The sequence below is a fragment of the Mycobacterium sp. ACS4054 genome (assembly GCF_001667275.1).
Classification (GTDB): domain Bacteria; phylum Actinomycetota; class Actinomycetes; order Mycobacteriales; family Mycobacteriaceae; genus Mycobacterium.
Genome location: NZ_LZHV01000014.1, coordinates 20,924 through 45,943, shown reverse-complemented (window position 1 = coordinate 45,943; position 25,020 = coordinate 20,924). Strand labels below are relative to the sequence as shown.

Below are 25,020 nucleotides of genomic sequence, written 5' to 3'. Positions count from 1 at the left end.
CTATTCGGCAGTCGAGAGTTCGGCGATGCGGCCCGCCAGCCGCTCGTCCCACACGCGTTCGCCGGTTGATCTAGCGACAGCTTGTGCGCGAACAAGGAGTTCGTGCGCGCGATCACTTCTGCCGTGGTGGTCTTCGATGTCGGCCAGCAGGGCGAGAAAGAACGGCGTCATAACGGTGCTGCCGTCGCTGGTGTAAAGATCGAAGGCCTCAAATGCCTTGTCCGAATTGGGGTTTTCGCCGCTGAGGGTTCTGGCCCAGACGGACACCATGGCGGCGCACGCCGCCCATTGTTGAGCGCCGGCGGCATTCATCTCCTCGCACACGGAGTCCGCAGTGGCCGCAGTGCCCTCGATGATGCCGAGCACCGCGTCGATCTCGACCATCACCAGTTTGGCCGAGAGCACGTTGAAATGGTCGCGACGGCTTTGCGCCAATTCGAGGCCGGCCTGGCAATACTCGACGGCCGTGGCCCTGTTGCCGCGCACCGCCTCGGCGAGGGCCAGCCAACAGTAAACCCGGGGATGGAAGAAGTGCAGCGGATCGACAACCTCGTCCGGCGGCGGGAACAGCGTCAGCATCTTGTGGGCCGCGGCCGCTTGCGCATCCAGATTTCCGCTCAGGCCTTGGACCATGACTTCGATGAAATGGCTTGCCACTCCGATGTCGGGATCGTGACTGGCGGCATATTGGTCGTTCAGGCCGTTAGCCAGAGTCCGTGCCTCGCCGATTCGTCCTTGCCCGCAAAGGATTAGGCACTGCATCGCGACGGTGCCGTAGAAGTTGCGGCCCTTCGCCCGTTCGCCGATCTCGAAGGCGCGTTGCAGTGCTTCGCTGGCGGTGTCGCTGCTTTGGCCGTCCAGGATCGACCTCATACATGCCAGGTGCAGCCATAATGTTGCCTGATGCTCGAGTGATTCGGGCTTGGGCGGCATCCGCCGGGAGACATCCAGCGCATGCGCGGCGAGGATTGCCACATCGTTGTACGCCGAACGATTCAGGGCCCGCCGGATAACCGAGTCGTGAATATCAAGTGCCAGATCGGCATCGAGTTCCGGGCCGGCGCGCCAGGCATGGTCGGCGGCCGCGATGACGTCCTCGTACGCGCCGGTGTCAACCATCGCAGCCTGACTCGTCGCGGCTGCGGCATGTAAATAGGCACGTTCGGCCGGTGGCACCTGCGTCAGGACCGCATCCCGGAGAAGACCGTGGCTGAACCGGTACGCTCCCGGCCAACCGGGAACCTCGTCGATCAGTCCGGCCTCGTAAGCCGGCTCCAGCTGACTATGAACCGTGACGGTGGACAGGTGCGCGATGTCGGCCAGCATCGTGACGTCGAATTGGGGACCGATTACCGCCGCCGCCTCCATGATGCGGCGACAGGGGCGGTCAAGCGCCGTCAGCCGTCGACTCACCACTGAAGCGATAACCTCGGATACGTTTTCCTCCGCTGATTCCGGGATGCTCTGAAGGTCGTTGGCGGTGGCGATCATCCGGACAAGCTCTTTGATGTAGAACGGATTACCCGCGGCATGTGTCCGGACGAACTGAAGCACGGGCGCCGGGGCGGCCCCGCCCGCGAGTGCCTCGACCAGATCGTCCGCCGCATCACGCTGGAGTCCGCTCAAATGCAGGGTTTTGACGCCACTTGACCTGATCAGTCGCTCGAACGATGGCCGATTCGCCGGCCGGTCTCGGCCGAGGAACGTCCAGTTGCCGATGACTTCAATGGGGTACCGGGGGAGATGCTCCGTCAGGAGGACGAGCACGTCGCACGACGCTGAATCCGAGACATGTAGATCGTCTAGGACAATCAATAGCGGTCTGACCGAAGAGAGTGTGCAAACCGCCATGACGACACCCTCGATCAACTCGAAGCCGGTCGCGGGGGCGCGCACCGACGTGGCGTCATGGCTGTCGTTCCACTCCGGGACCAGGGCGTCGATGACTCCCGGGACCGTTCTGCGCAGCGTCTCTCGGCCGGGTTCGCCAAGATCGTCTCCGAGCTGTCGCAAGATCTGGATCCATGTCCACATAAGCGGCAGCTGGATGTCGCTGGGATGCGCGGCCCACGCGACGGCCATGTCCACCGTGCGCGGATCGCGGCAAATAGCCCGCGCGAGTGTCGATTTGCCGATACCGCTGTCTCCGGTCACCAGAGCCAGCTCACCGCATCCGGCGCGCGCCCGCGACAGCGATTGGGCCATCGCGTTCAGTTCCACATCACGTCCAACCAGCTGTTCTCGCCCGGACACCGGTCCGTCTGACAGGCGGATCCGCCGCGGGCCCTGCCCGTCGAATTGGAGTTCGGGGGAGCCATCGTTGATCTTTTGGTAGAGAACTCGCAGGCGTTCGCCGGGTTGCGTGCCGATCTCGCGGTCCAGAACCGCGCAGGCGCGGTCGTACGCGCGCACCGCTTCCGCCGGACGGTCGGTTCGGTACAGCGCCAGCATCAGATGCCCCCATAGCCGCTCCTGCAGGGGGTCTTGTGCAAGCGCGGCCTCGATTTCTGGAATGAGGTCGCGCCCGTCGCCGAGGCGCAGCGCGGCGTCGAACCGTGTCGTGATCGCCGTATTGCGCAACTCGGCATAACGCAACGTGTCGCTGTGTGCGAAGTCGCGGTGGCTGAACTCCCCGAATGGGTCGCCCCGCCACAAGGTCAACGCGTGGGTGAGCACATCGAAAGCCTTGTCTGCCTCACCCCGGCCCAGCGCGCCGTAGCCGGTCTTGACCAAATCCTCGAATTCGTGCAGGTCGACGGAGTCGCCGTCGACAAGATTCAGTTGATAGCCGGAATGCCGGGACTCCAGCCGAGGTGCCGCGCTCGCGGCGGCCGGCGAAGAGGGGGCCAGGCTCTTGCGGAGGTTCGCAAGATAAGAACGAAGCGAGGTCAATGCTTTGGCCGGTGGTTCGTCTTCCCACACCGAGTCGATGAGCCGGTCCACGCTGACAACCGTGCCGTGATGGGCGAGGAGTACAGCGAGCACGCATCGCTGCTTTGGGCCCCCAAGCGACGCGACCGCACCGTCAACGCGGGCTTCGACAGCCCCGGAAAGCAAATACGCGACCATCACACCTAACCAGGGAAAAATCTGATTGGTGAGACCATACCTGGTCGCTAGCAAACGTATCGGACAACTCTTTCTGGGGCTTGCGGCGGTGGGACTGACAGCGAGGAGGGAGTTGGACGGGAGGCGAACCCGGGAGGCCCGGGCGGCTCCGGCGTCGGATGGGTGAGGGAAACCGGCAAACCCCGGCCCAGCTATTCGTTACTGTGATGAATTAGCTTGGGGCGGCTAAATTTTGGTTGCCGCCCGGACATGACCCGGCAGCGCCTATACGAGTCTCAATTGATGGGCAGGCAAATCGTCTTGATGATCTTGTCTGCGATCGTCTGCCGCTTGGCGTCCCACAACGGGAACAGGTAGCCGATGTAGCAGATGGCGGCGTCGACGAAGTGCGCGAGCTGGCGTACGACCGACATGCCGAAACCGATCGGCTGGCCGGTCTGCTCGCTGACCACTTTGAACTTCATGATCGACTTCCCGATGCTCGACCCGGTGGTTCCCTGTTTGTAGCCGTAGTTCCAGACCATGTAGGCCAGTCCAACGAGTAGCGACAGGGAGAAGGCGGCCACCCCTATGGGGGAGTTACCGGTGGCGCAGAACTGGCCCAAGTTATAGCCCGAGGTATCGGTGACGCAAGCAGTCTCCTGGGTCGCCGCCTCGATGCCGTACCCGATACCCACGATGATCGCGTAGGGGATCGAATCGACAAGGAACGCCAGCACACGAGTCAACCACTGCGTATATGCCTGTTGGGGCAACGATCCGGACTGCGGCGGCGCCGGATAATTGCCCGGCACTGCCGGTTGTTCGGTCATGTGAATACCTTTCTGTCGAGGACCTAGCCGCGGACCGGTCGGTTAGGGCGTGATGGGTGCTTTGGCGGCCGTGAGAAGGTGCCACAGCCGTTTCGATTACGAGCCCTGACCGAGGTACTGCGCCGCCGAAACGTAGCAGTGGGCGCTTGGAATACGATTGGAACGCCCGCCGGCAGCCGCCAAGTCAGCTCAGTTGCCGAGCAGGGTTGACGCGGAGCGCGACTCCGTGCCGTGACCGTTAAGGATCGTTACCGCAATCGTGATTTGGACACTCCATCATTGAATTCACGAGAAGTCCGAAGGTTCCATTCAAATAACGCCAATCGGCGACCGCAAGCCTGGGGGCTGATATGACGACCGCAATCGCCGCGCGTGAGCCAGTCGAGAGATACGCGTCCTGCGACGACGACGATGTCGCTTCGGCGGTAGCGAGAGTCAACGCTTTCGCCTGGCGAGGGGACGCCGTTCTCGCCGAATTGCAGCCGCGCTGGCGATTCACGGAAGAAGAGATCGTGCGCGCCGCGATCGCGGTAATTTTGGTAGCGCTGGTGGCGGTGATCGGCGTGGCCGCGGTGGCGATCTTGACCATGGGCCAGTAGCGGATCAATCCGCCATATTCGATTCCGGGCGTATCGCTCACGGTTCGGAATGCTTGGTCGGCAAACTGATCGACGGCGGGTGCGCATTCATTGATTGGTTGTACCTGCGAGTCCGCGACGTTGACGGCCTCCGTATCGGTTATGCTGCCGATGCTCCGGAATGGCGGTGCGCAGTTCACTTGCGAATAACATTGGGAGAGGACAGCTCTCAGCATTGTCCAGATCAACGTCCGCCAGTGGAGCTACAGCTGTGATCCTGCTCCTTATCGCTGGCATGCCGAGCACGGCCTGCGGCCAGCGGCCCCCATCTGCGACGGTTGCCTCGGCCAACTCCACCACCGCGGCCGCGGCGGCGCAACGCGACACTTTGACGTTGGCCGGCAGGGCCTTCCCGCTGCACGACGTCCAATGCCGCGATATGGGCGGCGCGGTGCTCGTCACGGCCAAGACGCAGTCCGCTGAAACCATCATCGTCGACGCCGCGGGGGGCAAGCTCGAAACTCTGGACTTCAGCGCCGATGGAATCGCCTACTTCTGGGAGCCGACATCGACCGGAGGGGCGCCAACCCCGACGCTAACGCAAGACGGTGACACTTACACGCTGACTGGCAAGATCAAACAGCTTCACGACTACACCAAGCTCAGTGATTTCACCCTTAGAGCAACCTGTCCGCGATGAGCATCTCGCCATGTGCAGTGCCTACCCTGGGATCGACTGTGCGGCAAGGCCGGTCGTCCAGGGAGTGCTTGCACGTAGTACCGATTGAAGAGTTAGGCGGCTGACAAGACCGATGCGAAGGACAAGGGGAGCGGGCGGGCCGGCAGGCAGGCATGCGCTCGCGGTTCTGGCGCTATCCGCCCTGGTGTCCGGGTGCACGGTGAACGTCGACGGAAAAGTGGTGGCGGCTCCGACGATGGGCCATGCGCCGCAACCGCTTCCAACCAGTGCGCTATCTGGATTGCTGCTCAGCCCAACCGAAATCGGCTCCATCATGGCCGCCCACATGGAGGTCGCTGAATCCGGCGACACCATGTACACCAATCGGCCTCTCGCCGATGGATGTTTGGTCTGGGCCGAGGCACAGGATTACTCCTACCAAGGCAGCGGCTGGACGGCCGTGCGCGTGCAGCAGCTGAAGGACCGCCGCGATAATGCGGATCACGTTGCCTACCAGGCGGTGGTGGCGTTCCCGGGGGCTTTGGCCGCAAATGACTTCTACTCCGGCCAGGTAGCGGGCTGGGCGAATTGTGATAACCGGCGCGTCGATCTCCACGACCCGGGCGACCCCGCACCCCACTATTGGACGCTGAGTAAGGCCCGCGTGGAGGACAGCGTTTTGACGATAACGCGGGTGCAAGAAGAAGGCGGGGGACTTTGGTCGTGCCAACGGGCGTTGACGGCCTCCAATAACATCGTCATCGATGTGAGCGCGTGCGCCGAAGATGTTGGCGACCGGGGTGCTCAGATCGCCCACGAAATCGCAAAGAAGATCTCTTGAGCGTTGTCGAAGCGCACTCACGCGTCGTCGGTTGTCGCGACGCGCAGGGCCGCACCAATGGGCAATCCGCTCTTAGCTGCCAGCCGGCCGTTGCGGGAGTTTCCCCAAACCGCGTCAGTTGTGGACTAAGGTGTTGCTGATTGCTGCCATCGGGAGGTTTCCATGGAAGGGACCCCGTTCGGCCGGTACCGATTAATAAATCTGCTCGGCCGAGGTGGCATGGGCGAGGTCTGGCGAGCCTATGACACCGTCACCGATCGGATAGTCGCGCTGAAAGTTCTCCCGGCGCATTTTGCTGCGGACGAGACGTTTCAACGACGATTCCGCCGCGAGGCTCACTCAGCGGCACGGTTGAACAACCCTCACGTGGTGCCAATTCACACCTACGGGGAGATCGACGGGCGGCTATTCGTCGACATGCGCCTGATCGAAGGGCGCGACCTGGCAACCGTGCTGGCCTCCGGTCCAATGCCTCCGTCACGTGCGGTGCACATCGTCGAGCAGGTGGCATACGCCGTATATGCCGCGCACAAGATCGGATTGGTGCATCGGGATATCAAGCCCTCCAACATCTTGCTCGATGAAAATGACTTCGCGTATCTGATCGATTTCGGGATCGCACGTGTTCTCGGCGAGACCGGCCTGACTGGTACGGACTCGGTGGTCGGCACGCTGCGCTACATGGCACCCGAGCGCTTCAAAGTCGGTGAGGCCGATGCACGCTCGGACATCTACGCGCTTGCTTGCGTGCTCTACGAGTGCTTGACGGGAGGCGCCCCATTTCCGGGTGACAGCATCGAGCAACAACTGGCAGGGCATCTGTCGGCGCCGCCGCCGCGCCCTTCTGACTCCGGCGCGCCCCCGGCATTCGATGCGGTCATCGCCACCGGCATGGCCAAAGACCCGGCGCAGCGCTACGCCACCTCTGTGGATATGGCACGCGCCGCGCGCGACGCGATCACGGTGCCGCTGCATGTGCCGGACCCGAATGTACCGTCGCACAACGTCACTGTCCCCACTCGAGTGGCCTCACGACCGAGTGAGCCAACGGAGCAAGCGCGGACGTCATTATCCCCCGATCCGCAGCAGGGGATAGCGGGGAACCGTAGGCGCACCAAGCGATCTTGGGTGGTTGCCGCCGCGGTGATCGCAGTGCTCGCGGTGTTGGGGGGCGCGAGCCTATACCTGATGCGCGCACACACCTCAACGGCTGGATCTACGCCGACGCCGCGGCCGGCGACGGCCGCCCCGCCGCCGTCGGCGCCTAGTGGGGGAGGCGCGCCCACTTCGGGAGTCACCGCAGCGCCAAGTGGTCCACCTACGATCGCCACCTCAGTACGGGTAGGCAATGGCGCCTTCGGTGTCGCGGTCGACTCGGCCGGCCACACCGCCTATGTGGCGAACACCGGCTCCAACTCCGTGTCGCTGGTCGATACCGGCAGCCGTACGGTCACGGCCACCATCGCTGTAGGACGCCACCCGGTGGGTGTTGCCGTAGATCCATCGACCCGGACCGTCTACGTCACCAACTACGACGACTCCTCGGTGTCGGTTATCGACACCACCAATGGCACGGTCATCGCCAGAATCGGTGTCGGCAGCCATCCGGGCGGAGTAGTGGTCGACCCGGACGCCCGGATCGCCTATGTCACGAACGGTGATACCGCGTCGGTGTCGGCGATCGACGTGACAACGCATACCGTGACCGCGACGGTGCCCACCGGAAAAGGCCCAAGCCGCGTAGCCATTGATCGGAACGCGCACCGCTTGTTTGTCACCACTGCCGATCCGACAGTGACGGTCATCGATACCACGAACCGAACTGTCATCGGTTCCGTCGCGCTTCGCGTCCACCCGGCCGGGATCGCCATCGACCCCGCCTCGCACACGGCGTACATCGCCAGCGGCGACGATGCATCGGTGTCGTTTGTCGACACCATTACCCTCGGCGTCACCGCTAGTGTGCCTGTCGGGCAACGCCCCGCGGGGGTGGCAGTGGACCCGCCGACGAACACCGCCTACGTGGCCAACTACAGCGGTGGGTCCGTGTCGGTGGTCGACACCACCAAACGCATAGTCACCGGAATCCTTGCCGTCGGAAACAACCCGCTCGCCATCGCCGTCGACCCGGTCACGCACTTCGCCTACGTCAGCAGCGACCTTAACCATGGCTCGTTGACAGTGATCGAGCGCTGACGCCGGGGCACTTGCGGCTGGATTTCATCGCGCGCCGGTCGGTGCTCTGGCTTGCCGTCTATGACCGCACTGTAAGTTCGGTCGGGCGATCGCCTGCGGATCAAGGTGATTCGGTTTGAAGTCCCGTCCGGGCGAAATGGTCAGCTGCGACTTGACCCCGCCACAGGAAGACGCGAGAGGAAGCCTATGAGAACGATCGCAAACCGCCACGCTGCAATCGTCGGCCTGGCCGCCGTCGCGCTGATAGCTGCGGGCTGCAGCAATGGCAAAAGCGTCGACGCGTCGGCACCGCCTCAGGTCGGGGTGAGCGCCACCGCCACGTCTAACGCCCCGGCGCCGCCCACCGAGGTGAGGCTCATAGGGGAGCGCGACGTCGAGGTGACTCTGACCGGCCCGATCGCGGTCAAGTACTCGTCGGCTACCGAGGATCAGAAGAAGGCGCTCGGCAAGCCGCTGACGGGTGACCGCAACGCGGGGACGCGGGACAGCGGCGTGGTGTTCCAGCAATTCCAGGGCGGCGCGATCACCGCCAGGAACGGCGCGGCCGGCACACCCGCGTACATCATCGTGGGCAAGATCCGGGAGGCCTGGAATGTCCCACGCGGCCCGGACGGCACGCCCGCGGTCACCGGCACTAACGGTTCGGCAGGGCCGCTGGGCTTGCCCACCAGCGACGTGAACGTCATCGGCGACCTGCAGGTGTCGACCTTCGAGCACGGCAAGATCGAGTACAACCCGGCGACCGGCCAGGTCGCGGTGACGGTAAACGACAAGGTCGTCCCATCCGGGCTCTAGCCGACTCATCCCACAATCGCCCGCGCTGCGCGCTCCGCGATGAGCATCACCGGCGCGTTCGTGTTGCCGGAAATGATGGTGGGTATGGCCGAGGCGTCGACCACCCTAAGGCCTGCAACGCGATACACGCGGCAGTCGGTGTCGAGCACCGTGGCGGCCGAGCGCGGCCGCCCGCGAGCGTCAAATGCTCCCATCGCGCAGGTACCCACCGGGTGAAAAATGGTCGTACCGAGTTCGCCGGCCGCCTTCTGCAGCGCTTCATCGCTCACCAGTTGCGGCCCCGGAAGAAACTCCTGCGGACGGTAGCGGGCGAGGGCCGGCGCCGCCATGATCTGCCGGGTCATCCGGAGGCCCCGCACCGCGATTTGACGATCGACGTCGGTCGACAGGTAGTTGCAGAAGATTTTCGGATAGATGAGGGGATCTGCACTGGCCATCCGCACATGGCCTCGCGAGGTGGGTCGCAGATTGCAGACCGAGGGAGTGATCGCTCCGAAGGGGTGCAGGGGTTCGCCGAACTTCGGCAACGACAAGGGCTGCACATGCCACTCCAGATCGGCGCTTCCCAGCGCGGGGTCGCTCTTGGCAAAAGCCCCCAGGGTGGAAGGCGGCATCGTCATGGGCCCTGACCGCAACAGCAGGTACTGAAGACCCATGCCCGCCCGGGTGATCCAGTTCCGGTACAGGGTGTTGACGGTCGGGGCGCCCCGGACCCGGTAGATGGTTCGAATCTGCAAGTGGTCCTGGAGGTTTTCGCCCACTCCCGGCAGATCGACGGCCACCGGCACTTGATGCTGGGCGAGCAGGCCGGCTGGGCCGAGCCCCGAGACCTGCATCAGGTGCGGCGACCCAATTGCTCCGGCGCTCAGGATCACCTCCTGTCGCGCCCGGATATCGACGATTTGTCCGCCTTTGAGCAGGCGCACTCCGGCGACGCGGTGCCGCGCCGTGGTCCAGGCGCCCCGACGCTGATCCTCGTGGACGTGGTCATCCACCAAAAGCCGCAACGCCTGAGTGTGCGTGTAGACGGTGAGGTTCTGCCGGTGGGCGACGGGATGCAGGAAGGCATCGGCCATCGACCATCGCCGGCCACGCCGTTGGTTGACGTGAAAGTACGCACAGCCGGCGTTGTCGCCCTGGTTGAATTCATGGATCGGGGAGATGCCCACTTGGGCGGCGGCGGCCTGCCAGGCGTCCAGGATCTTCCAGCGCACCCGCGGTAGCTCGACGCGGATCTCACCACCGGCGCCGTGCCAATCGTCGGCTCCGCCGTAGTAGTTCTCCAACTCTTTGTAGATCGCCAGTGTCTCGCCGGGACTGTCCGGCCCACCCCACAGCCAGCGTTCGTCGCCGGTGGCCTGCGCCCACAGCGCGTAGTCGCTGGCCTGTCCGCGCATGTGGATCATGGCGTTGATCGACGAGCAGCCGCCGATCACCCGGCCGCGCGCGTAGTGAATGCTCCGGCCGGCAAGGCCAGGGTCGGGTTCGGTGGTGAAGCACCAGTCGGTTCGGGGGTTGGCGATCGTGTACAGATAGCCCACCGGCACCTTGATCCAGAACCAGTCATCCTTGCCGCCGGCCTCGATCAGAAGCACACGGCGATCGGGGTTGGCGCTGAGCCGATTCGCGAGCAGGCAGCCTGCGCTGCCCGCACCCACAATGATGAAGTCGAATTCGGCAACCGGATTCATTGCGGTATCGGTCCTCCACAGCGTCGGATGCGAGTCCTAGTCTGCGCGATGACCACCACATCTCGCCGAGGAATGATGGGCCTCGATTGATAAGCGAGAACCGTTGAGGGGCAGGGCACGCAATAGCCTTACTGGTAACCCGCCATATTCGATCCCGCCGCATTCCTACCACGGTCGAAGCAGCGTCACACCGTCGGAACAGCCTCACGGGGTCGGTGCCGATCGGCTCGCTCAGGCAAGCCAGACGAACCGTCGAGCGGAAGCGGTACTTCGGATACCTGTTCGCTGGCCTGCAGCGCACGTCAGGTCCCGCGCCGCGAATAGCGTTGCGCTCCAGTGTCCTTCGTCGCGGTACGGTATCTCGACTTCGGCCGACTGTGATGGAGTGCGCTGGTTCCAGCTCGGCGAGTCAACGTGGGATCAGGTGTGGACTTTCCAGCCAGCCTCGGTGAGGGTGCCGCCCTGGTTGGGGTCGCCGAATTCCACGTACAGGTCGCCTTCGCCCTGCAGGTCGATGCCGACAAAGCCGTGAGCTGTCTGACCGCCGGCAATGCTGCCGCTGCACAGTGGCGGCAGCCTTGTTGATTCGCTGGTAATCGACGGCGGTCGACGGTTGTCACTTGCTCTGCGTTGAACGTGATGTGATACCGCAACGGACGTCGGCAGTGCGGCGTACGGCCCTATGGCGGATCAGCCTCGGGTATTCCAGACAAGCGGCGCCTGGTGGATCCAGGTGCCGTGCTCAACGCTGTCAACGAGAAAAGCAGCGAGGTCGGCGCGGTTGATCCGCATGCCGGGCTTTTCGGTGCCGGCCTCCGCGGCCCGCACGGGACCGCGGGCCGGCTTGTCGGTGAGGGCGACTGCTCTGGCGAGAGTCCAGTCGGTATCGGAGGCGCGCACGATCTGGTCGACGCCGCTGTGGTCGACGAAGCCGGCCTTGATGTTGGAGATGTTGACCAAGAACCTGAACAGCGGGTTGATGCGAGCCCAGTCGTCGCCCGCGCCCATGGTGGAGTTGATGACGATCCGGCGGATGTTCTGCTCGCCCATCACGGTCAGGAGGTTACGGGTGGCGTCGGTCATGAACATCGGTGGGCTGACGGGGTTGGCCCAGGGATTGTCCGAGGCGCGCGAGTTGTTGAGGGTGCTGATCACCGCCTCGGTACCCTGGGCGGCCTTGCGGATGTCGTCGATATTGGACGGCGTGCCCGCGACGAGTTCCACGCCGTCCGGGGCCTGGACAGCGTCCGGGTTGCGCACCAGGGCACGAACGCGATGACCGTGTGTGGCTGCGTGCGCGAGTACATGGACCCCGGTGCGGCCGCTGCCTCCCAGGACAAGCAGGTTGGTCATTGTTTCCCCTTCAGTGGATTGCCTGCCGCAGGCGCGTATCGCCTGCGGCAGGCGGATGCGTCCGGTGGCAGCCGGTAACGGCTTCGCTGTGAAGAACTTCGCGCTACGGTCATGCGGTCGCTTCGCACTCGGTGTCGTGTAGGCCAGTTCGGTGCCACGTCGGGTTTGGTACCAATGGATCTCGCGATCGTCTTAGGTTCACCCCGATGGCCGATAGCCCCGTCTAGGCCGGGCCCGGCTCACCCGATGACAGCGGTACCCATCACTTCTCCTTGACAATCTCTTGGTAGATGACCGCAGCGATCAAAGCTGCGCGTGAGGTCTCCTAGCCGACTAGTTGCGGTTCATCGGCTCGTTGCGCGGCCCGGTGGTGGTGGCCTGCGCGAGCAGTGCGGCGTTTTCATTGAGTAGTTGAATGATCGGCCCGGCGACGTACATAGCAAGTCGTAGCGCCTCTTGATCGCTCGCAGAGAGCATCGCTAGGAGGGCGGCGAGCTTCTCGTTGTCTTCGTTGCGCAGGCGGTGCAACAGATCTCGTGCACTCTCAGTGACATTGACGATGGTTGCGCGGCCGTCTTCTGGATCGGCCACGCGAGCCACCAACTTGCGGCGGTCAAGACGCTGGATCAACTGGGTCATTGCCGGCTGGCTCACGTGCATGGCCTCGGAAAGCGTAGTGAGCCGAGTTGGACCTTCAACGCTTAGCGTGTGCAGCACCTCCATTGCGGACACGCTGAGCTCCTCGCGATTGAGCAAGTGACGCGTGGCCAGTAGCGCAGCCTGTCGGACGACTTCGGCGATCCTGTCTATGCCGTCTTCCGACTTGGCCATACCCCGGGACTATACATCACGACACTATGTATTACCCCAGGTTCCTGTACACCTTTTGGTCGCCGAGTTAGTCTTAGCGGTGTAAAATCGGATCACACGGTCGCGAGTCATGAGAATCTACAGCGTGACCCCTTCCATTAGTTAAGTCCCTTATGTAATCTCGGACAGCGTGTCCGTCTCCACCTGTCGATCCGCCGTCGGCGCTTCTGACGACGCCAGCGGCCAAATCGGTCTGATGAGTTCCGTCTCGCGGGCGTTATGGCGATCCAGTCCGTCGTTTTCGCAAGCAACGGCGCCGCGGCGCCGCCGAATCGCGGCACCGAACCCCCGCATGAATTCAGAGGAGACACATCCGATGTCCAAAGTGAGAGCCATCTTCGGTGGAGGCCCGCACCTCGGTGCCGCCGTCGCGCGGCGCTTGGCCCGCGAGGGATCCAGCGTCGCACTCGTCGCCCGCGCCAAAGAGCGCCTCGACGCACTCGCCGGGCAGTTGAAGGCCGAGGGCGTCGACGCGTCAGGTGAAGAACCACGACCGCATCTAAGCGAATCAGCCTGTGAGCCAACGCAAGGCGCTCGTCTTCACGGCAGACGCACAGATGAATTCGCAGGAGCGTTCGCTAACTTTGGCCCGGTGAAGTCATCAACCGGTGTAGTGGTGGCAGCCCTGGTGTTGGTGTCTGCGTGTTCTCCGGCGCCCAGTAAAGCGCCTGAATCCGCAGGTTCCGCGGCGCCCAGTGTTTCCGCAGCGCCCAGTATTAAGGATCTTTCGGCGGTGCCGCAGACACAGCTGGCACCGCCGCCGCTGAACGTCACGGTGAACCAGCAGGATGGCGGTTCGGGTTTTGTGTTCATCAATGGTGGCGCGCCTGGCGCGGCGAATCTGTTCGGCAACGGGAACCCCGGAATTCCGTCAGGCCCGGAAATCCTGGATAAAAAAGGGCGGCCGGTGTGGTTTTTGCAGATCCCCGGCGATCAGGATGCCGTGAATTTCCAGGTGCAGACCTATCAAGGTAAACCAGTGCTGACCTGGTTTCAGGGCGACAAGTTCTCCGGTGCCGATTACATCGCCGATACGAACTACAACATCATCAAGAAGATCACCACAGAGGGCGGCGCGTCGGATCTTCACGAGTTTCGGCTTACCCCGGATGGGCATGCGCTGATCACATCGGTGAAGGAGGTCGATGCCGACCTGTCTGGTATCGGCGGGCCCAAAACCGCGAAAATCGCCGACAGCTTTGTCAACGTTGTCGATGTTGCTTCGGGGAAGACATTGCTCGCGTGGGATTCGGCGCAGCACCTTCCAGTGACCGATAGCGTGCTCAATTACACCCAGCTGCAGGGCATTCCGGGTGAAGGGGTACTTCCGCTGCATATCAACTCGATTGCCCCCGACCCAGATGGAAATATGCTGGTGTCGGTTCGCTCGGCCAATGAGCTGGTCGATGTGAACACGCAAACCGGCGCGATCAACTGGAAATTGGGCGGGAAGAATTCGGATTTCAAACCCGGCCCAGGGGTGGACTTCGCCGGACAGCATGACGCGACATTCGTGGACGAGAACACGATCATGTTGTTCAACAACAACGTCGATCTGGGTGGAAAACGCCATGGCGCATCGAGCATCATGTGGATCCGGCTGGACCGACAGCCCAAGACCGCGACCCTGCTGCGGAACTGGGTTCAGCCCCAACCGGTAGACACCTTCACCCAGGGCAGCGCGCAAGCACTTCCCAACGGCAACACGTTCAGCGGCTGGGGCGATGCCAACCACATCACCGAATTCGCCCCCGACGGACGCATCGTGTGGAGCGCAACCCAGCCCCAAACCTCGACGCAACAAGTCGGCGCCGGCAGCAAGGCGATGGCAGTGGGGGATGGAACATACCGCGCGTTTTTGCAGGAGTGGAGCGGGCATCCCACTCAGAATCCGGAGCTGACCGTGTCCAACGACAACGGCCGGCCCACATTGCATGCGGTGTGGAACGGCGCCACAGATGTCATCCAGTGGCGGGTCCTGTCCGGGCCCTCGCCTGACTCGCTCAAGTCACTGGTAACCACCGACTGGAACGGCCTGAACACCCCGGTGGCACTGCCCGCAGGCACCGCCACCACGGGCAACTACTTCACGATCGAGGCCCTAGATAAAAACGGCGCTACCATCGCCGCCAGCGACCCCATCAAAACCTGATGGGGAACCGGTTGGCCGGCCCCTGAAGATTGAACGCATCTCGGCCCATGGCGTAGCTTAGTTGACATAATGTCACTTATCGGCACACCGGCAACCGGGCCGTTCGGCGCTCTTGCCCGAAAAGCCTGGCAGCCGCCGTCTTCTCGTGTGCAGCGCCGACAGTCTGCGCCCCCGGCCTCGGATGGTGTCTCGGTCGCGCGCGCCGCGCGGTGCGGCCGAACGCAGCACACCGGACTGAGTGCCGATACCGTCGGCGCCGGGACGCGCGCGGTGCGCCGAAGGGCCGGCACGCCGCCCCGGGACTCACCCGCAGTCGATGGACTCGGCGGCATCAATACGTCACTGTGACGATTTGATGCCTGGCACGCCCCTTCGCATGCGGCCAATCGTGATGGCACATCAGCCAATACGGGACGGGGCTCGGCGTCGCGCCTTCCGGTTCCGCGAGGTTTCTCGCCCGCAGAATATGCCGCCGTCGGGATGACCCGCCCTATAGGGCCACGGCCCGCCGTCCCCCGGGCAACAATTTCGACCGAAGACGCGGACGCCCCTTTTGCACGAATGATGCGTCGCCCCAACGCAATTCGTCACTGTGACGTTATGGGTGGCCCCGTCCGGTCAGTCGCCGGGTGCCGACCAGTGCACCACCTTGACCGCGGTCAGCTCGTCGAGCAGTTCGGGTCCGAAGCCGAACCCCGTGCCACTGGCGCGGCGGGGTTCGGAGGCGCCGCCCGGCGCGCCGCCGAAGACGTCGTTGATCTTGACGGTCCCCACGGGCAGGCTGCGCCATGCCTCCTGGGCATGCGCCATGCTGCCCGTCAGCACGGTGGCGGCCAATCCGTAGCGGTCGTGCGCGGCTTCGGTCAACGCGGTGGCGAAGTCGGGCACCACCCGCACCGGCGCGACGGGACCGAACGTTTCCTCGCGCATGACGAGCATGTCGGCGGTGCAATCGGTCAACACGGTGGGCGGATAGAACGAGCCGGGCCCGGGTCGCGGCTCGCCGTCGACGAGCACGTGGGCCCCGTTGCGGGTTGCGTCCTCGACATGCGCGTGCACGTGTTCGCGATGACGCTCGTCGACCAGCGGCCCGATCCGGTCGGCCCACGAGATCGCCTCGTCGATCAACGCATTGAGGAACGCGTCGGCGATCGATTGCACGACGTAGACGCGTTCCACCGACACGCAGATCTGTCCGGCGTTGGCGAAGGCGCCGAGCGCCGTCTGTGCGGCCGCCCAGCTCGGGTCGACGTCGGCGTCGACGATCAACGCGTCATTGCCGCCGCTTTCCAGCAGCGCCTTGGCGCCGCGTTCGGCGCAGGCCCGGGCGATCTCCCGGCCGGTCGCACTGCTGCCGACATGGGCGACGACGTCGACCTGCTCCGCACCCGCCAACCGTTCCCTAACGGTTCCGTCGCCGTCCACGATCTCGAGCACGCCGGCGGGCAGCCGAGCCGCCAGCAGTTCGGCGAACCGGCGCCCCGTTTGCGGACAGCGCTCACTTGGCTTGTGCACCACCGTGTTTCCGGTGACGAGTGCCGCACCGAGCAGCCCGGCCGCCACGGCGACGGGATCGTTCCACGGGGTGATGACCGCGACCACGCCGCGCGGCTGCGGAACCATGAGATCGGTGGCCGACCAGCCGCCCTGCAGGGCTTGCCCGCGGTGCAGGGGTCCCAGTTGGGCGTATTGCAGGAGCGTGTCGATCCCGGCGTCCACGCCGCCGCGCGCGTCGTCGCGCAGCTTGCCGGTTTCCCGCTCGTTCAGTTCGGCGAGTTCGTCGGCCGCGGCGCGGACGTCGTCGGCGGCAGCCGCGATGGCGGCCGCGCGTTCGGCCGGCGACGTGCGGGCCCACGCCTCGGCGGCGGCCGCGGCCCGCCCGACCGCTTCGTCACAGTCGGCCGGCTCGGTGATCGGCACCTGCGTGACCGTGTCGCCGGTGCGTGGATCCAGGACGCTGATGATTTTGGTAAGGGTCGAAGCCACGACCCCGGATACCCTGTCCCCCGCCAGGCCAATCAGCCGCGCCCGGGCGGCGCTGGTCAGGCCGGGAAGTTGCCCCGGCGCAGATCGCCGGTCCGGTATGGTCGGCGTGTCCGCGGGGGCCGAAGGATAGAGGGCTTGATGGCGAATTGGTCGGCCGACAACGCCTTCACCGCCCGGCAGGCGGTGAACCCGGGCCTGCGCAAGGTCGCCCGATTTCTGCCCCGCGGATACGCCCTGCATCGGGGTCTCAAGGTTCAACGCGCGATCATGAACGTCTTCAGTAGCACCGGGCGGCTGCGCGACGTGCCGGAGGCGGCGGTCGACGAGCACGTCACCGTTCGCCTGCACCGCCCGGCCGGTCTTCCCGAGCGGGCACCCGCACTGTTGTGGGTTCACGGCGGCGGCACGATCATGGGCCACGCCGCCCAGGACGACAAATACCTTCGGAAGCTGTCGCGGCTGACCGGTGTCGCGATCGCGGCGGTCGAACACCGTCTGGCCCCCGAGCATCCCTATCCGATTCCGGTCGAAGATTGCTACGCGGCGCTGCTGTGGCTCGCGCGTCAACCCTGGGTCGACCCGGGCCGGATCGCGGTGGGCGGCGCAAGCGCCGGTGGGCATTTCGCGGCGGCGATCGCGCAACGTGCCCATGACCGCGGAGACGTCCACCCGATCTTTCAGATGCTCGTGTATCCCATGCTCGACGATCGCACCGGCAACAAACACGGCGGCGCCAAACGCATCATGTGGACCGAGACCGACAACCAGCTGGCGTGGCGTTGGTACCTGAACGGCGCGGATCCCACCGAGGCGGCCCCGGCGCGTCGCGACGATCTGTCCGGCCTGCCGCCGGCATGGATCGGGGTCGGCACGTTGGACCTCTTCTATGAAGAATGCCGCCTTTACGCGCGACGCCTGCGCGAGGCGGGGGTTCCCGTGCACGAGGAGATCGCCCCCGGCGCGTTCCACGCGTTCGACCAGATTGTGGACAAGGCCCCGGTTTCGGTGAAGTTTTTCAGCAGCCAGTGCGATCACCTTCGGGACGCCCTGGTCGCGCCCCGCACGTAGCGACGAAATATGTTGCAAGCTAGGGGCATTCAAGGTCTCGTGAGACCGAACCTGTCCTTGGCGGCCGCCGCGACGCGGAACACCGCACCCGCCCTCCGAGCCGACCGGCAGCCCAAATCCGGCGCCTTTTGACTGCAAAGTGTGCAGAACGTGCAACTATGGGTGGATGTCCAACCCGGTCGGCCTGCGCGAGCGCCGTCGCCGCCAGACGAGCGCCGACATCCGCGACGCCGCGGTGCGGCTGGCGCTGGAACGCGGATTCGACAAGGTGACCATCGACGAGATCTGCGCCGACGCCGGCGTCTCGACGCGCACCTTCTTCAATTACTTTCCGAACAAAGAGTCCGCGATCGCATACGGCCCGTCGGACATACCCCCGGAGCTGGTAGCGGAGTTCGTCGCGGCGGGACCCGCCCCCTACTCGGTGGTGCTGGCGGAGCTCATCACGCTGGCCGCACACCACCTGCGCGACGTGCCGCCGAAACGCGAACAAGCGGCCGGCATGCTGGAACTCGCCAAGACCTCCCCGGCGGTGTTGGCCGCATTCCTCGCCGAGCTGGAGCGGTTCCAGAACCACCTGACCGACGTCGTCGCGCGTCGCCAGGGCATGCGCCCCGAGGACGAGATCCCCGCGCTGATCGCCGCGCTGGCCTTGACGGCCGTGCGCTCGGGCATCGAGCGCTGGTCCAGCGGAGAAGCCGGCGCCACCGACGACACGCCGATGCCCTACGTGGAACGGGCCGCCGCGCTGGTCAACGGCATCTTCACGAAGTGACCTGAAACACCGCGGCTATTTCTTGCATGACGTGCAAGATATGCACAATATGTACTATGCTCATCAGGCAGTCTCCGGAAGCGCTTCATGAAGTAGGTGTTCGCCGGTACCAGGGCCGACTGCCGGTGCGCTTGGGCAGCTTTTCCCGCTTCGGGCGTTCGAGCGCGCACGCATCAAGGTGATCGGCAAATCATTGCGGCGCAACGTAAATCGTGGCGCTTCGCTGCCCATGGGCAGTGCGCCGGTCATGCTGACGCTGACGAGATGACGGCCGCCTGACGGGAAGGGGATCACCTAGGTGCAGGTATCGAAGCTTGTGCGTAACGCGTGGTTGCCGTTGCTGATCGTCGCGGTCCTGGTGGTCGGCGGCTTTGCCGTGGCCCGGGTCAAGTCGTTTTTCGGTGCCCAGGACACGGGCATCATGACCAGCCCCCGCCTGGACGATTCCAAGCCCTTCAAGCCCAAGGTCGTCAAGTACGAGGTATTCGGCTCGGCCAGCAGCGCGAATGTCAACTACCTGGACCTGTCCGCGGACCCGAAGCGGGTCGACGGCGCGCCCTTGCCGTGGACGCTGGTGCTCAGCACGACCGCACCATCGGTCTTCCCGAACCTGTCGGCGCAGAGCGACGGTGATTCCCTCGGTTGCCGCATCACCATCGACGACGAAGTCAAGGCCGAGAACCAAACCAACGGCGTGCACGCCCTGACCTTCTGCTTGGTGAAATCCGCATGAGCGCACATTTCGATGACGCCCGCACCGACACCATCCCCGCCGTCGCCGGCGAACCGATACGGGACAAGATTCCGCGGCTGATCCGAACGTTTGCGGTGCCCATCATCCTGGGCTGGATCGCCATCATCGCGGTGCTCAACACCGTCGTGCCGCAGCTGGACGAGGTCGGCAAGATGCGCTCCGTGGAGATGACCCCCGACGACGCGCAGTCGGTCGTCGCGACCAAGCGCATGGGCGCAATCTTCAACGAGTACAAGTCCAACAGCTCGGTCATGATCGTGCTCGAGGGCCAAAATCCCCTCGGCGCCGACGCCCACGCCTACTACGACCAAATGGTCAAGAAGCTCGACGCTGACACCAAACACGTTGAGCACGTGCAGGACATGTGGAGCGATCCACTCACCGGGGCGGGCGCGCAGAGTAACGACGGCAAGGCCGCCTACGTCCAGGTGTACCTGGCGGGTAACCAGGGCGAGGCCTTAGCCAACGAATCGGTCGAGTCCGTCCAGAACATCGTCAAGAGCCTGCCCCCGCCCCACGGGGTGAAGGCGTACGTCACCGGGCCCGCGGCGCTTTCGGCTGATCAGCACACCGCCGGCGACCGCAGCCTGCAGCTCATCACCGCGGCCACGTTCACGGTGATCATCGGGATGCTCCTGTTGGTCTACCGGTCGGTCGTCACCGTGTTGCTCACGCTGGTGATGGTGGTCTTCGAGCTGTCGGCCGCGCGCGGAATGGTCGCTTTCCTGGGCTATTACAAGATCATTGGGCTCTCGACGTTCGCCACCAACCTGTTGGTCACGTTGGCGATCGCGGCCGCCACCGACTATGCGATCTTCTTGATCGGGCGATATCAGGAAGCCCGTGCCGTGGGCGAGTCACGCGAGGACGCGTACTACACGATGTACAAGGGCACCGCTCACGTGGTGCTCGGGTCGGGTCTGACCATTGCCGGCGCGACCTTCTGCCTGCATTTCACGAACTTGCCCTATTTCCAGACGCTGGGCATCCCGCTGGCCATCGGCATGGTGGTGGTCGTGGCGGCGGCTCTCACGCTTGGGCCCGCGGTCATTTCGGTGGCGACCCGCTTCCGCAGGACGCTCGAACCCCGGCGGACGCAACGCATTCGCGGGTGGCGCAAGATCGGCGCGCTCGTGGTTCGCTGGCCCGGGCCGATCCTGGTTGTGACGATCGGGATCGCCCTGATCGGCTTGCTGACCCTGCCCGGGTACCGCACCAATTACAACGACCGCAACTACCTGCCGGCCGACCTGCCCGCCAACGAGGGCTACGCGGCCGCGGATCGGCACTTCTCCCAGGCGCGGATGAATCCCGAAGTGCTGATGATCGAAAGCGACCACGACCTGCGCAACTCCGCGGACTTCCTGGTGATCGACAAGATCGCCAAGACGGTCTTCCGGGTCCCCGGAATCGGCCGCGTGCAAGCCATTACGCGACCGCAGGGCACGCCGATCGAGCACACGTCGATCCCGTTCCAGATCAGCATGCAGGGCGTCACCCAGCAGATGAACCAGAAGTACCAACAAGACCAGATGGCCGACATGCTGCACCAGGCCGACATGATGCAGACGACCATCGACAGCATGGAAAAGATGTCGAGCATCACGTCGCAGATGGCCAACGACATGCATCAGATGGTCAAGAAGATGCACGACATGACCATCGACATCAACGAATTGCGCCAGCACATGGCCGATTTCGAGGATTTCTTCCGGCCGATCCGCAGCTACCTGTACTGGGAACGGCACTGCTACGACATCCCGGTGTGCTGGTCGCTGCGCTCGGTGTTCGACGGCTTGGACGGCATCGACATCATGACCGACGACATCGAGAGCCTGCTGCCGATCATGGACCATCTGGACACGTTGATGCCGCAGATGGTGGCGCTGATGCCGTCGATGATCGAGAACATGAAGGCCATGAAAACCACGATGCTGACCATGTATTCGACCCAGAAGGGTCTACAGGATCAGCAGAACGAGGCGCAGAAGAACTCCAACGCCATGGGCAAGGCCTTCGACGCGTCCAAGAACGACGACTCGTTCTACCTGCCGCCGGAGACCTTCAACAACGCCGAGTTCAAGAAGGGGATGAAGAACTTCATCTCGCCCGACGGGCACGCGGTGCGCTTCATCATCAGCCATGACGGCGATCCGATGTCGCAGGAAGGCATTTCGCACATCGGCGCCATCAAGAAGGCCGCCTACGAGGCGCTCAAGGGCACGCCGCTGGAGGGGTCGAAGATCTATCTCGCGGGCACCGCGTCGATCTACAAGGACCTCAGCGACGGCAACACCTATGACCTGCTGATCGCCGGGATCTCGTCGCTCTGTTTGATTTTCATCATCATGCTGCTGATCACACGCGGGGTGGTGGCGTCCGCGGTGATCGTGGGCACCGTCCTGCTCTCGCTGGGCGCGTCGTTCGGCCTGTCGGTGTTGATCTGGCAGCACCTCATCGGCATCGAACTGCACTGGATGGTGCTCGCGATGTCGGTCATCATCCTGCTGGCCGTGGGTGCGGACTACAACCTGCTGTTGGTGGCGCGGTTCAAGGAGGAGATCTACGCCGGCCTGAACACCGGAATCATCCGGTCGATGGGCGGTACGGGCTCGGTCGTCACCTCGGCCGGCCTGGTGTTCGCCTTCACGATGATGACGATGGCGGTCAGTGAGCTCACGGTCATCGGGCAGGTGGGTACCACGATCGGACTGGGTCTGCTGTTCGATACCCTGATCGTTCGGTCACTGATGACCCCGTCGATCGCCGCCTTACTGGGCAAGTGGTTCTGGTGGCCGCAACGCGTGCGTCAGCGCCCGGTTCCCTCGCCGTGGCCCAAGCCGAGCGACGAGAAGGCGCCCCAGGAGACCGAATCCCTCGCTGCCGCTAGGTAACCCACTCGGGCTGCCCGGCGGTGTCGACCGCGGAGAAGTCCTTGTGGCCAAGGCCGGCCGTGGTGCCGCCGTCGACGACGAACTCCGAGCCGGTCGAATAACTCGACTCGTCGCTGGCCAGGTACACGACGAGGTTCGAGACCTCCTTGGGCTGGGCGATCCGCCCCAGCGCGGTCTGAAAGATGTCCTCGGGCACCCACTCGGTCATCGGCGTCTTGATCAACCCGGGGTGGATCGAGTTCACCCGAATGCCGCTGGGCCCCAACTCCAATGCCGCCGACTTGGTCAACCCGCGGACGGCGAACTTGGTGGCGGTGTACCCGTGGCAGGCGATGGTGCCGGCGATCCCCTCGATGGAGGAGATGTTGATGATCGATCCGCGCCCGGCTTCCTTCATGGGTTTCACCACGGCGCGGATGCCGAGAAACACGCCCGTCAGGTTGATGTCCAGGATCCGCTGCCACTCCGAGAGCGCGTAGTCCTCGAAGGTGCCGACGTTGATGATGCCGGCGTTGTTGACGAGCACATCGATGCCACCAAACTCGCTGACGGCGGTGGCCACTGCGGCATCCCAGTCCTCGGGTTTCGTCACGTCGAGGTGCAGATAGCGGGCCGCGTCTCCGACCTCCGCCGCCACCGCTTTGCCCTCGTCGTCGAGGATGTCGCCGAACACCACCTTGGCCCCCTCGGCCACCAGCGTCCGCACGTGCGAGGCCCCCATCCCCCGCGCTCCCCCGCTGATGAGCGCGACCTTTCCGGCCAACCGATCTGCCACTGCGATTCTCCTGTCGTTTCGGTACGTCCTTGCACCATACGTAGCGGAGCCGATGTATGGCCAAGGTTCGTTTAAGCGCGTTTACTCATCTGGCCCTGTCCGCCAACAGCCGATGCTGTCGAACTACGGCGAAATGAGCGGAAGCCCCGGATACTTTGGCTTGGTCTGTGAGTGTCCCCGGGGACGGCCAATCCGCATTGCATTTTGTCAGCTTGATTCGGCAATTCGGGTCCTCCCACCTTCAGCATCGGAGCATATTTGGTACGGGATTAGTCGAACGCTTGTAGGGGGCCGCGTGACTAACTGCTTCGAATGCGCTATCGGTGTCGCACACAATGCGGAATCCATCGGTGTCTGCATGAGGTGTAACAGTCTGGCTTGCGCGAACCACGGAGGCAAGCCCCGCGGACAGCCCCGATTCATGTGCTCAGGTTGCATAATCGGACTGCTCACGACCAGCGCTGGCGGTTCGCCGCCTCCACCATCAGGCCCTGGAAGCGGACCGCCAGGTGGCGGACCTGCCGGACCTCCAGGTGGCCCTGGGGGCGGTCCACCCATGGGGCCCACCGCTGGTGGCTCGTCAAGTGGTCCCTCCGGCGGTGGACAGCCTGCTGCGCATTTTGGAGGACATAATCAAGCGACATTCACTAGTACTCTCGATTTTGAGCTCCAACTCCCCAACGTTGCAGCAGCATCAGAGGATCGACGACGCCTCATTCGATCCGACGCTTTGAAGGAGACGCTTCGACGCCTGTTCCGGCTCAAGGACGATGAAGAGAGTAGGGCCGACTTTCTCGTCAGGGCCTCAGAAGAAGTCCAGGAGCCTGTGCGGGACCAGGTTGCGCGCCAACTGCGATTTAGTGGCGGCTTGCGCGACATTTTCGAAGACGAGCGCGGTGGCCTTGACGAGATGACCACGGCAGGGGTCGGCGAGATCATCAGCCGCGTCGGCAACTGGATTCGCATGGAGATGCCATCCTGGATGGCCTCGATCCATCCTCATCTGGATGAAACAGTTTGGCTCGGTGAGGCTTACACCACACGCGGCGCCATCGACACAGTCCTATTCGCCGACGCGCTGGGCCTCAATGCATATGTGTGGAATCTTCAGCCCGGAGAGTCGCCGTTCCGGCGACTGGACGTCGTCGGGGGTGCGGACACCAGCATGTTGGTGCTCTCCGAGTTGTATGCGCAGTCAACTCCTATCGCAGCCGGCGGGGGTGTGGGAGCGTGAATTGGCGGGTCGCTGTGATCTACCCCCAAGATCGTCTAGCTACTGAGGGACGCGCGGTGTTTACCCGGGAATGGGCGAACGCCAATGGGGATCCGCCGTCCGCTGTGGTGATGGGCCGGAGCGATCGCACCGGTAAGAAGGTGATAATGCGCACGCAGCTCACCAATGACACGTCCAACGATATCGCGGTCACCCAAAGCTGTTTCGACGGTTTTGCCCGAGAAGGTGAAACCGACGGTGTCGAAGTCCGCTTCAGGGCGGCAGGGTTTTGGAGTCGGGTCCGATACCGACCTGGTGCAATCCTCGAACTCACAGTCGCGGTGGTGACCTTGCTCGGCGCGATCACTTTGGCCGCGTTGACCTTCATAAGTGGCCTCCTCAAGCCCACATTGCCACTCTGGGTAATGATCGCTGTACTGGCAGTCGCTTCGATCGTTGCGTCTGTCCGCTTCATCCAAGACGCCAAGAAGGCAGGCCAATAGCTGTCGGTTTCCGTTC

Annotated in this window: 19 protein-coding genes; 11 read left to right on the top strand and 8 right to left on the bottom strand. The window is 64.0% G+C overall.

Annotated elements, in window-relative coordinates:
* The 3 genes from A5730_RS01990 to A5730_RS24560 form a co-directional block, all read right to left on the bottom strand.
* Entirely contained in the window at positions 1-3,069 is a 3,069-nt protein-coding gene (locus A5730_RS01990) for an AfsR/SARP family transcriptional regulator (RefSeq protein WP_067894906.1), read from the bottom strand.
* Between the two features lie 275 nt (positions 3,070-3,344).
* The gene (locus tag A5730_RS01985; protein ID WP_082946677.1) at positions 3,345-3,881 is read right to left on the bottom strand and encodes an RDD family protein; all 537 of its coding nucleotides are present in this window, start codon (positions 3,879-3,881) and stop codon (positions 3,345-3,347) included.
* 238 nt (positions 3,882-4,119) lie between these two features.
* Positions 4,120-4,659, bottom strand: a complete 540-nt coding sequence (locus tag A5730_RS24560; RefSeq protein ID WP_197506107.1) for a hypothetical protein — start codon at positions 4,657-4,659, stop codon at positions 4,120-4,122.
* Between the two features lie 71 nt (positions 4,660-4,730).
* Between A5730_RS24560 and A5730_RS01975 the strand changes: the two genes are divergently transcribed.
* From A5730_RS01975 to A5730_RS01960, 4 genes are all read left to right on the top strand, one after another.
* Positions 4,731-5,159 (top strand): lipoprotein LpqH, encoded by a 429-nt coding sequence (locus A5730_RS01975; protein ID WP_067894897.1) that lies wholly within the window; start codon positions 4,731-4,733, stop codon positions 5,157-5,159.
* 199 nt (positions 5,160-5,358) lie between these two features.
* The gene (locus tag A5730_RS01970) at positions 5,359-5,979 is read left to right on the top strand and encodes a sensor domain-containing protein (protein ID WP_231994594.1); all 621 of its coding nucleotides are present in this window, start codon (positions 5,359-5,361) and stop codon (positions 5,977-5,979) included.
* A gap of 219 nt (positions 5,980-6,198) precedes the next feature.
* Complete coding sequence (locus A5730_RS24105; protein WP_369829846.1) at positions 6,199-8,175, top strand: protein kinase; 1,977 nt, start codon at positions 6,199-6,201, stop codon at positions 8,173-8,175.
* 186 nt (positions 8,176-8,361) lie between these two features.
* The gene (locus A5730_RS01960) at positions 8,362-8,970 is read left to right on the top strand and encodes an LGFP repeat-containing protein (RefSeq protein ID WP_067894891.1); all 609 of its coding nucleotides are present in this window, start codon (positions 8,362-8,364) and stop codon (positions 8,968-8,970) included.
* 5 nt (positions 8,971-8,975) lie between these two features.
* On the opposite strand, the gene A5730_RS01955 is transcribed toward A5730_RS01960, so the two are convergent.
* The 3 genes from A5730_RS01955 to A5730_RS01945 form a co-directional block, all read right to left on the bottom strand.
* A complete protein-coding gene (locus tag A5730_RS01955) occupies positions 8,976-10,661 on the bottom strand; it encodes a GMC family oxidoreductase (protein ID WP_067894888.1) in 1,686 nt (561 codons plus the stop codon).
* Between the two features lie 690 nt (positions 10,662-11,351).
* A complete protein-coding gene (locus tag A5730_RS01950; RefSeq protein ID WP_067894885.1) occupies positions 11,352-12,014 on the bottom strand; it encodes an NAD(P)-dependent oxidoreductase in 663 nt (220 codons plus the stop codon).
* Between the two features lie 333 nt (positions 12,015-12,347).
* The gene (locus tag A5730_RS01945) at positions 12,348-12,845 is read right to left on the bottom strand and encodes a MarR family winged helix-turn-helix transcriptional regulator (protein ID WP_067894881.1); all 498 of its coding nucleotides are present in this window, start codon (positions 12,843-12,845) and stop codon (positions 12,348-12,350) included.
* Positions 12,846-13,014: 169 nt separating this feature from the next.
* Here A5730_RS01945 and A5730_RS01940 point away from each other — a divergent pair, with 169 nt between their 5' ends.
* The gene (locus A5730_RS01940) at positions 13,015-15,036 is read left to right on the top strand and encodes an arylsulfotransferase family protein (RefSeq protein ID WP_231994593.1); all 2,022 of its coding nucleotides are present in this window, start codon (positions 13,015-13,017) and stop codon (positions 15,034-15,036) included.
* Between the two features lie 618 nt (positions 15,037-15,654).
* Here A5730_RS01940 and A5730_RS01935 read toward each other — a convergent pair.
* On the bottom strand, positions 15,655-17,022 hold the full coding sequence (locus A5730_RS01935; protein WP_369829845.1) for an aldehyde dehydrogenase: 1,368 nt from the start codon (positions 17,020-17,022) through the stop codon (positions 15,655-15,657).
* Between the two features lie 138 nt (positions 17,023-17,160).
* On the opposite strand from A5730_RS01935, the gene A5730_RS01930 reads away from it, so the two are divergent.
* From A5730_RS01930 to A5730_RS01915, 4 genes are all read left to right on the top strand, one after another.
* Positions 17,161-18,090, top strand: coding sequence for an alpha/beta hydrolase (locus A5730_RS01930; protein WP_067894875.1), 930 nt, complete (start codon positions 17,161-17,163; stop codon positions 18,088-18,090).
* Between the two features lie 166 nt (positions 18,091-18,256).
* Positions 18,257-18,865: a TetR/AcrR family transcriptional regulator gene (locus tag A5730_RS01925; protein WP_055399290.1), complete on the top strand. Its 609-nt coding sequence runs from the start codon at positions 18,257-18,259 to the stop codon at positions 18,863-18,865.
* Positions 18,866-19,163: 298 nt separating this feature from the next.
* Positions 19,164-19,598 (top strand): MmpS family transport accessory protein, encoded by a 435-nt coding sequence (locus A5730_RS01920; protein WP_197281027.1) that lies wholly within the window; start codon positions 19,164-19,166, stop codon positions 19,596-19,598.
* A complete protein-coding gene (locus tag A5730_RS01915; RefSeq protein ID WP_067894872.1) occupies positions 19,595-22,513 on the top strand; it encodes an RND family transporter in 2,919 nt (972 codons plus the stop codon). Before A5730_RS01920 ends, A5730_RS01915 begins: the two co-directional genes overlap by 4 nt.
* Here A5730_RS01915 and A5730_RS01910 read toward each other — a convergent pair.
* The gene (locus tag A5730_RS01910; RefSeq protein WP_067894869.1) at positions 22,506-23,288 is read right to left on the bottom strand and encodes an SDR family oxidoreductase; all 783 of its coding nucleotides are present in this window, start codon (positions 23,286-23,288) and stop codon (positions 22,506-22,508) included. The genes A5730_RS01915 and A5730_RS01910 overlap by 8 nt on opposite strands.
* A gap of 730 nt (positions 23,289-24,018) precedes the next feature.
* Here A5730_RS01910 and A5730_RS24550 point away from each other — a divergent pair.
* The gene (locus A5730_RS24550; protein WP_067894863.1) at positions 24,019-24,522 is read left to right on the top strand and encodes a hypothetical protein; all 504 of its coding nucleotides are present in this window, start codon (positions 24,019-24,021) and stop codon (positions 24,520-24,522) included.
* A 146-nt stretch (positions 24,523-24,668) separates the two neighbouring features.
* A complete protein-coding gene (locus A5730_RS01895; RefSeq protein WP_156745646.1) occupies positions 24,669-25,004 on the top strand; it encodes a hypothetical protein in 336 nt (111 codons plus the stop codon).
* Positions 25,005-25,020 lie beyond the last annotated feature (16 nt).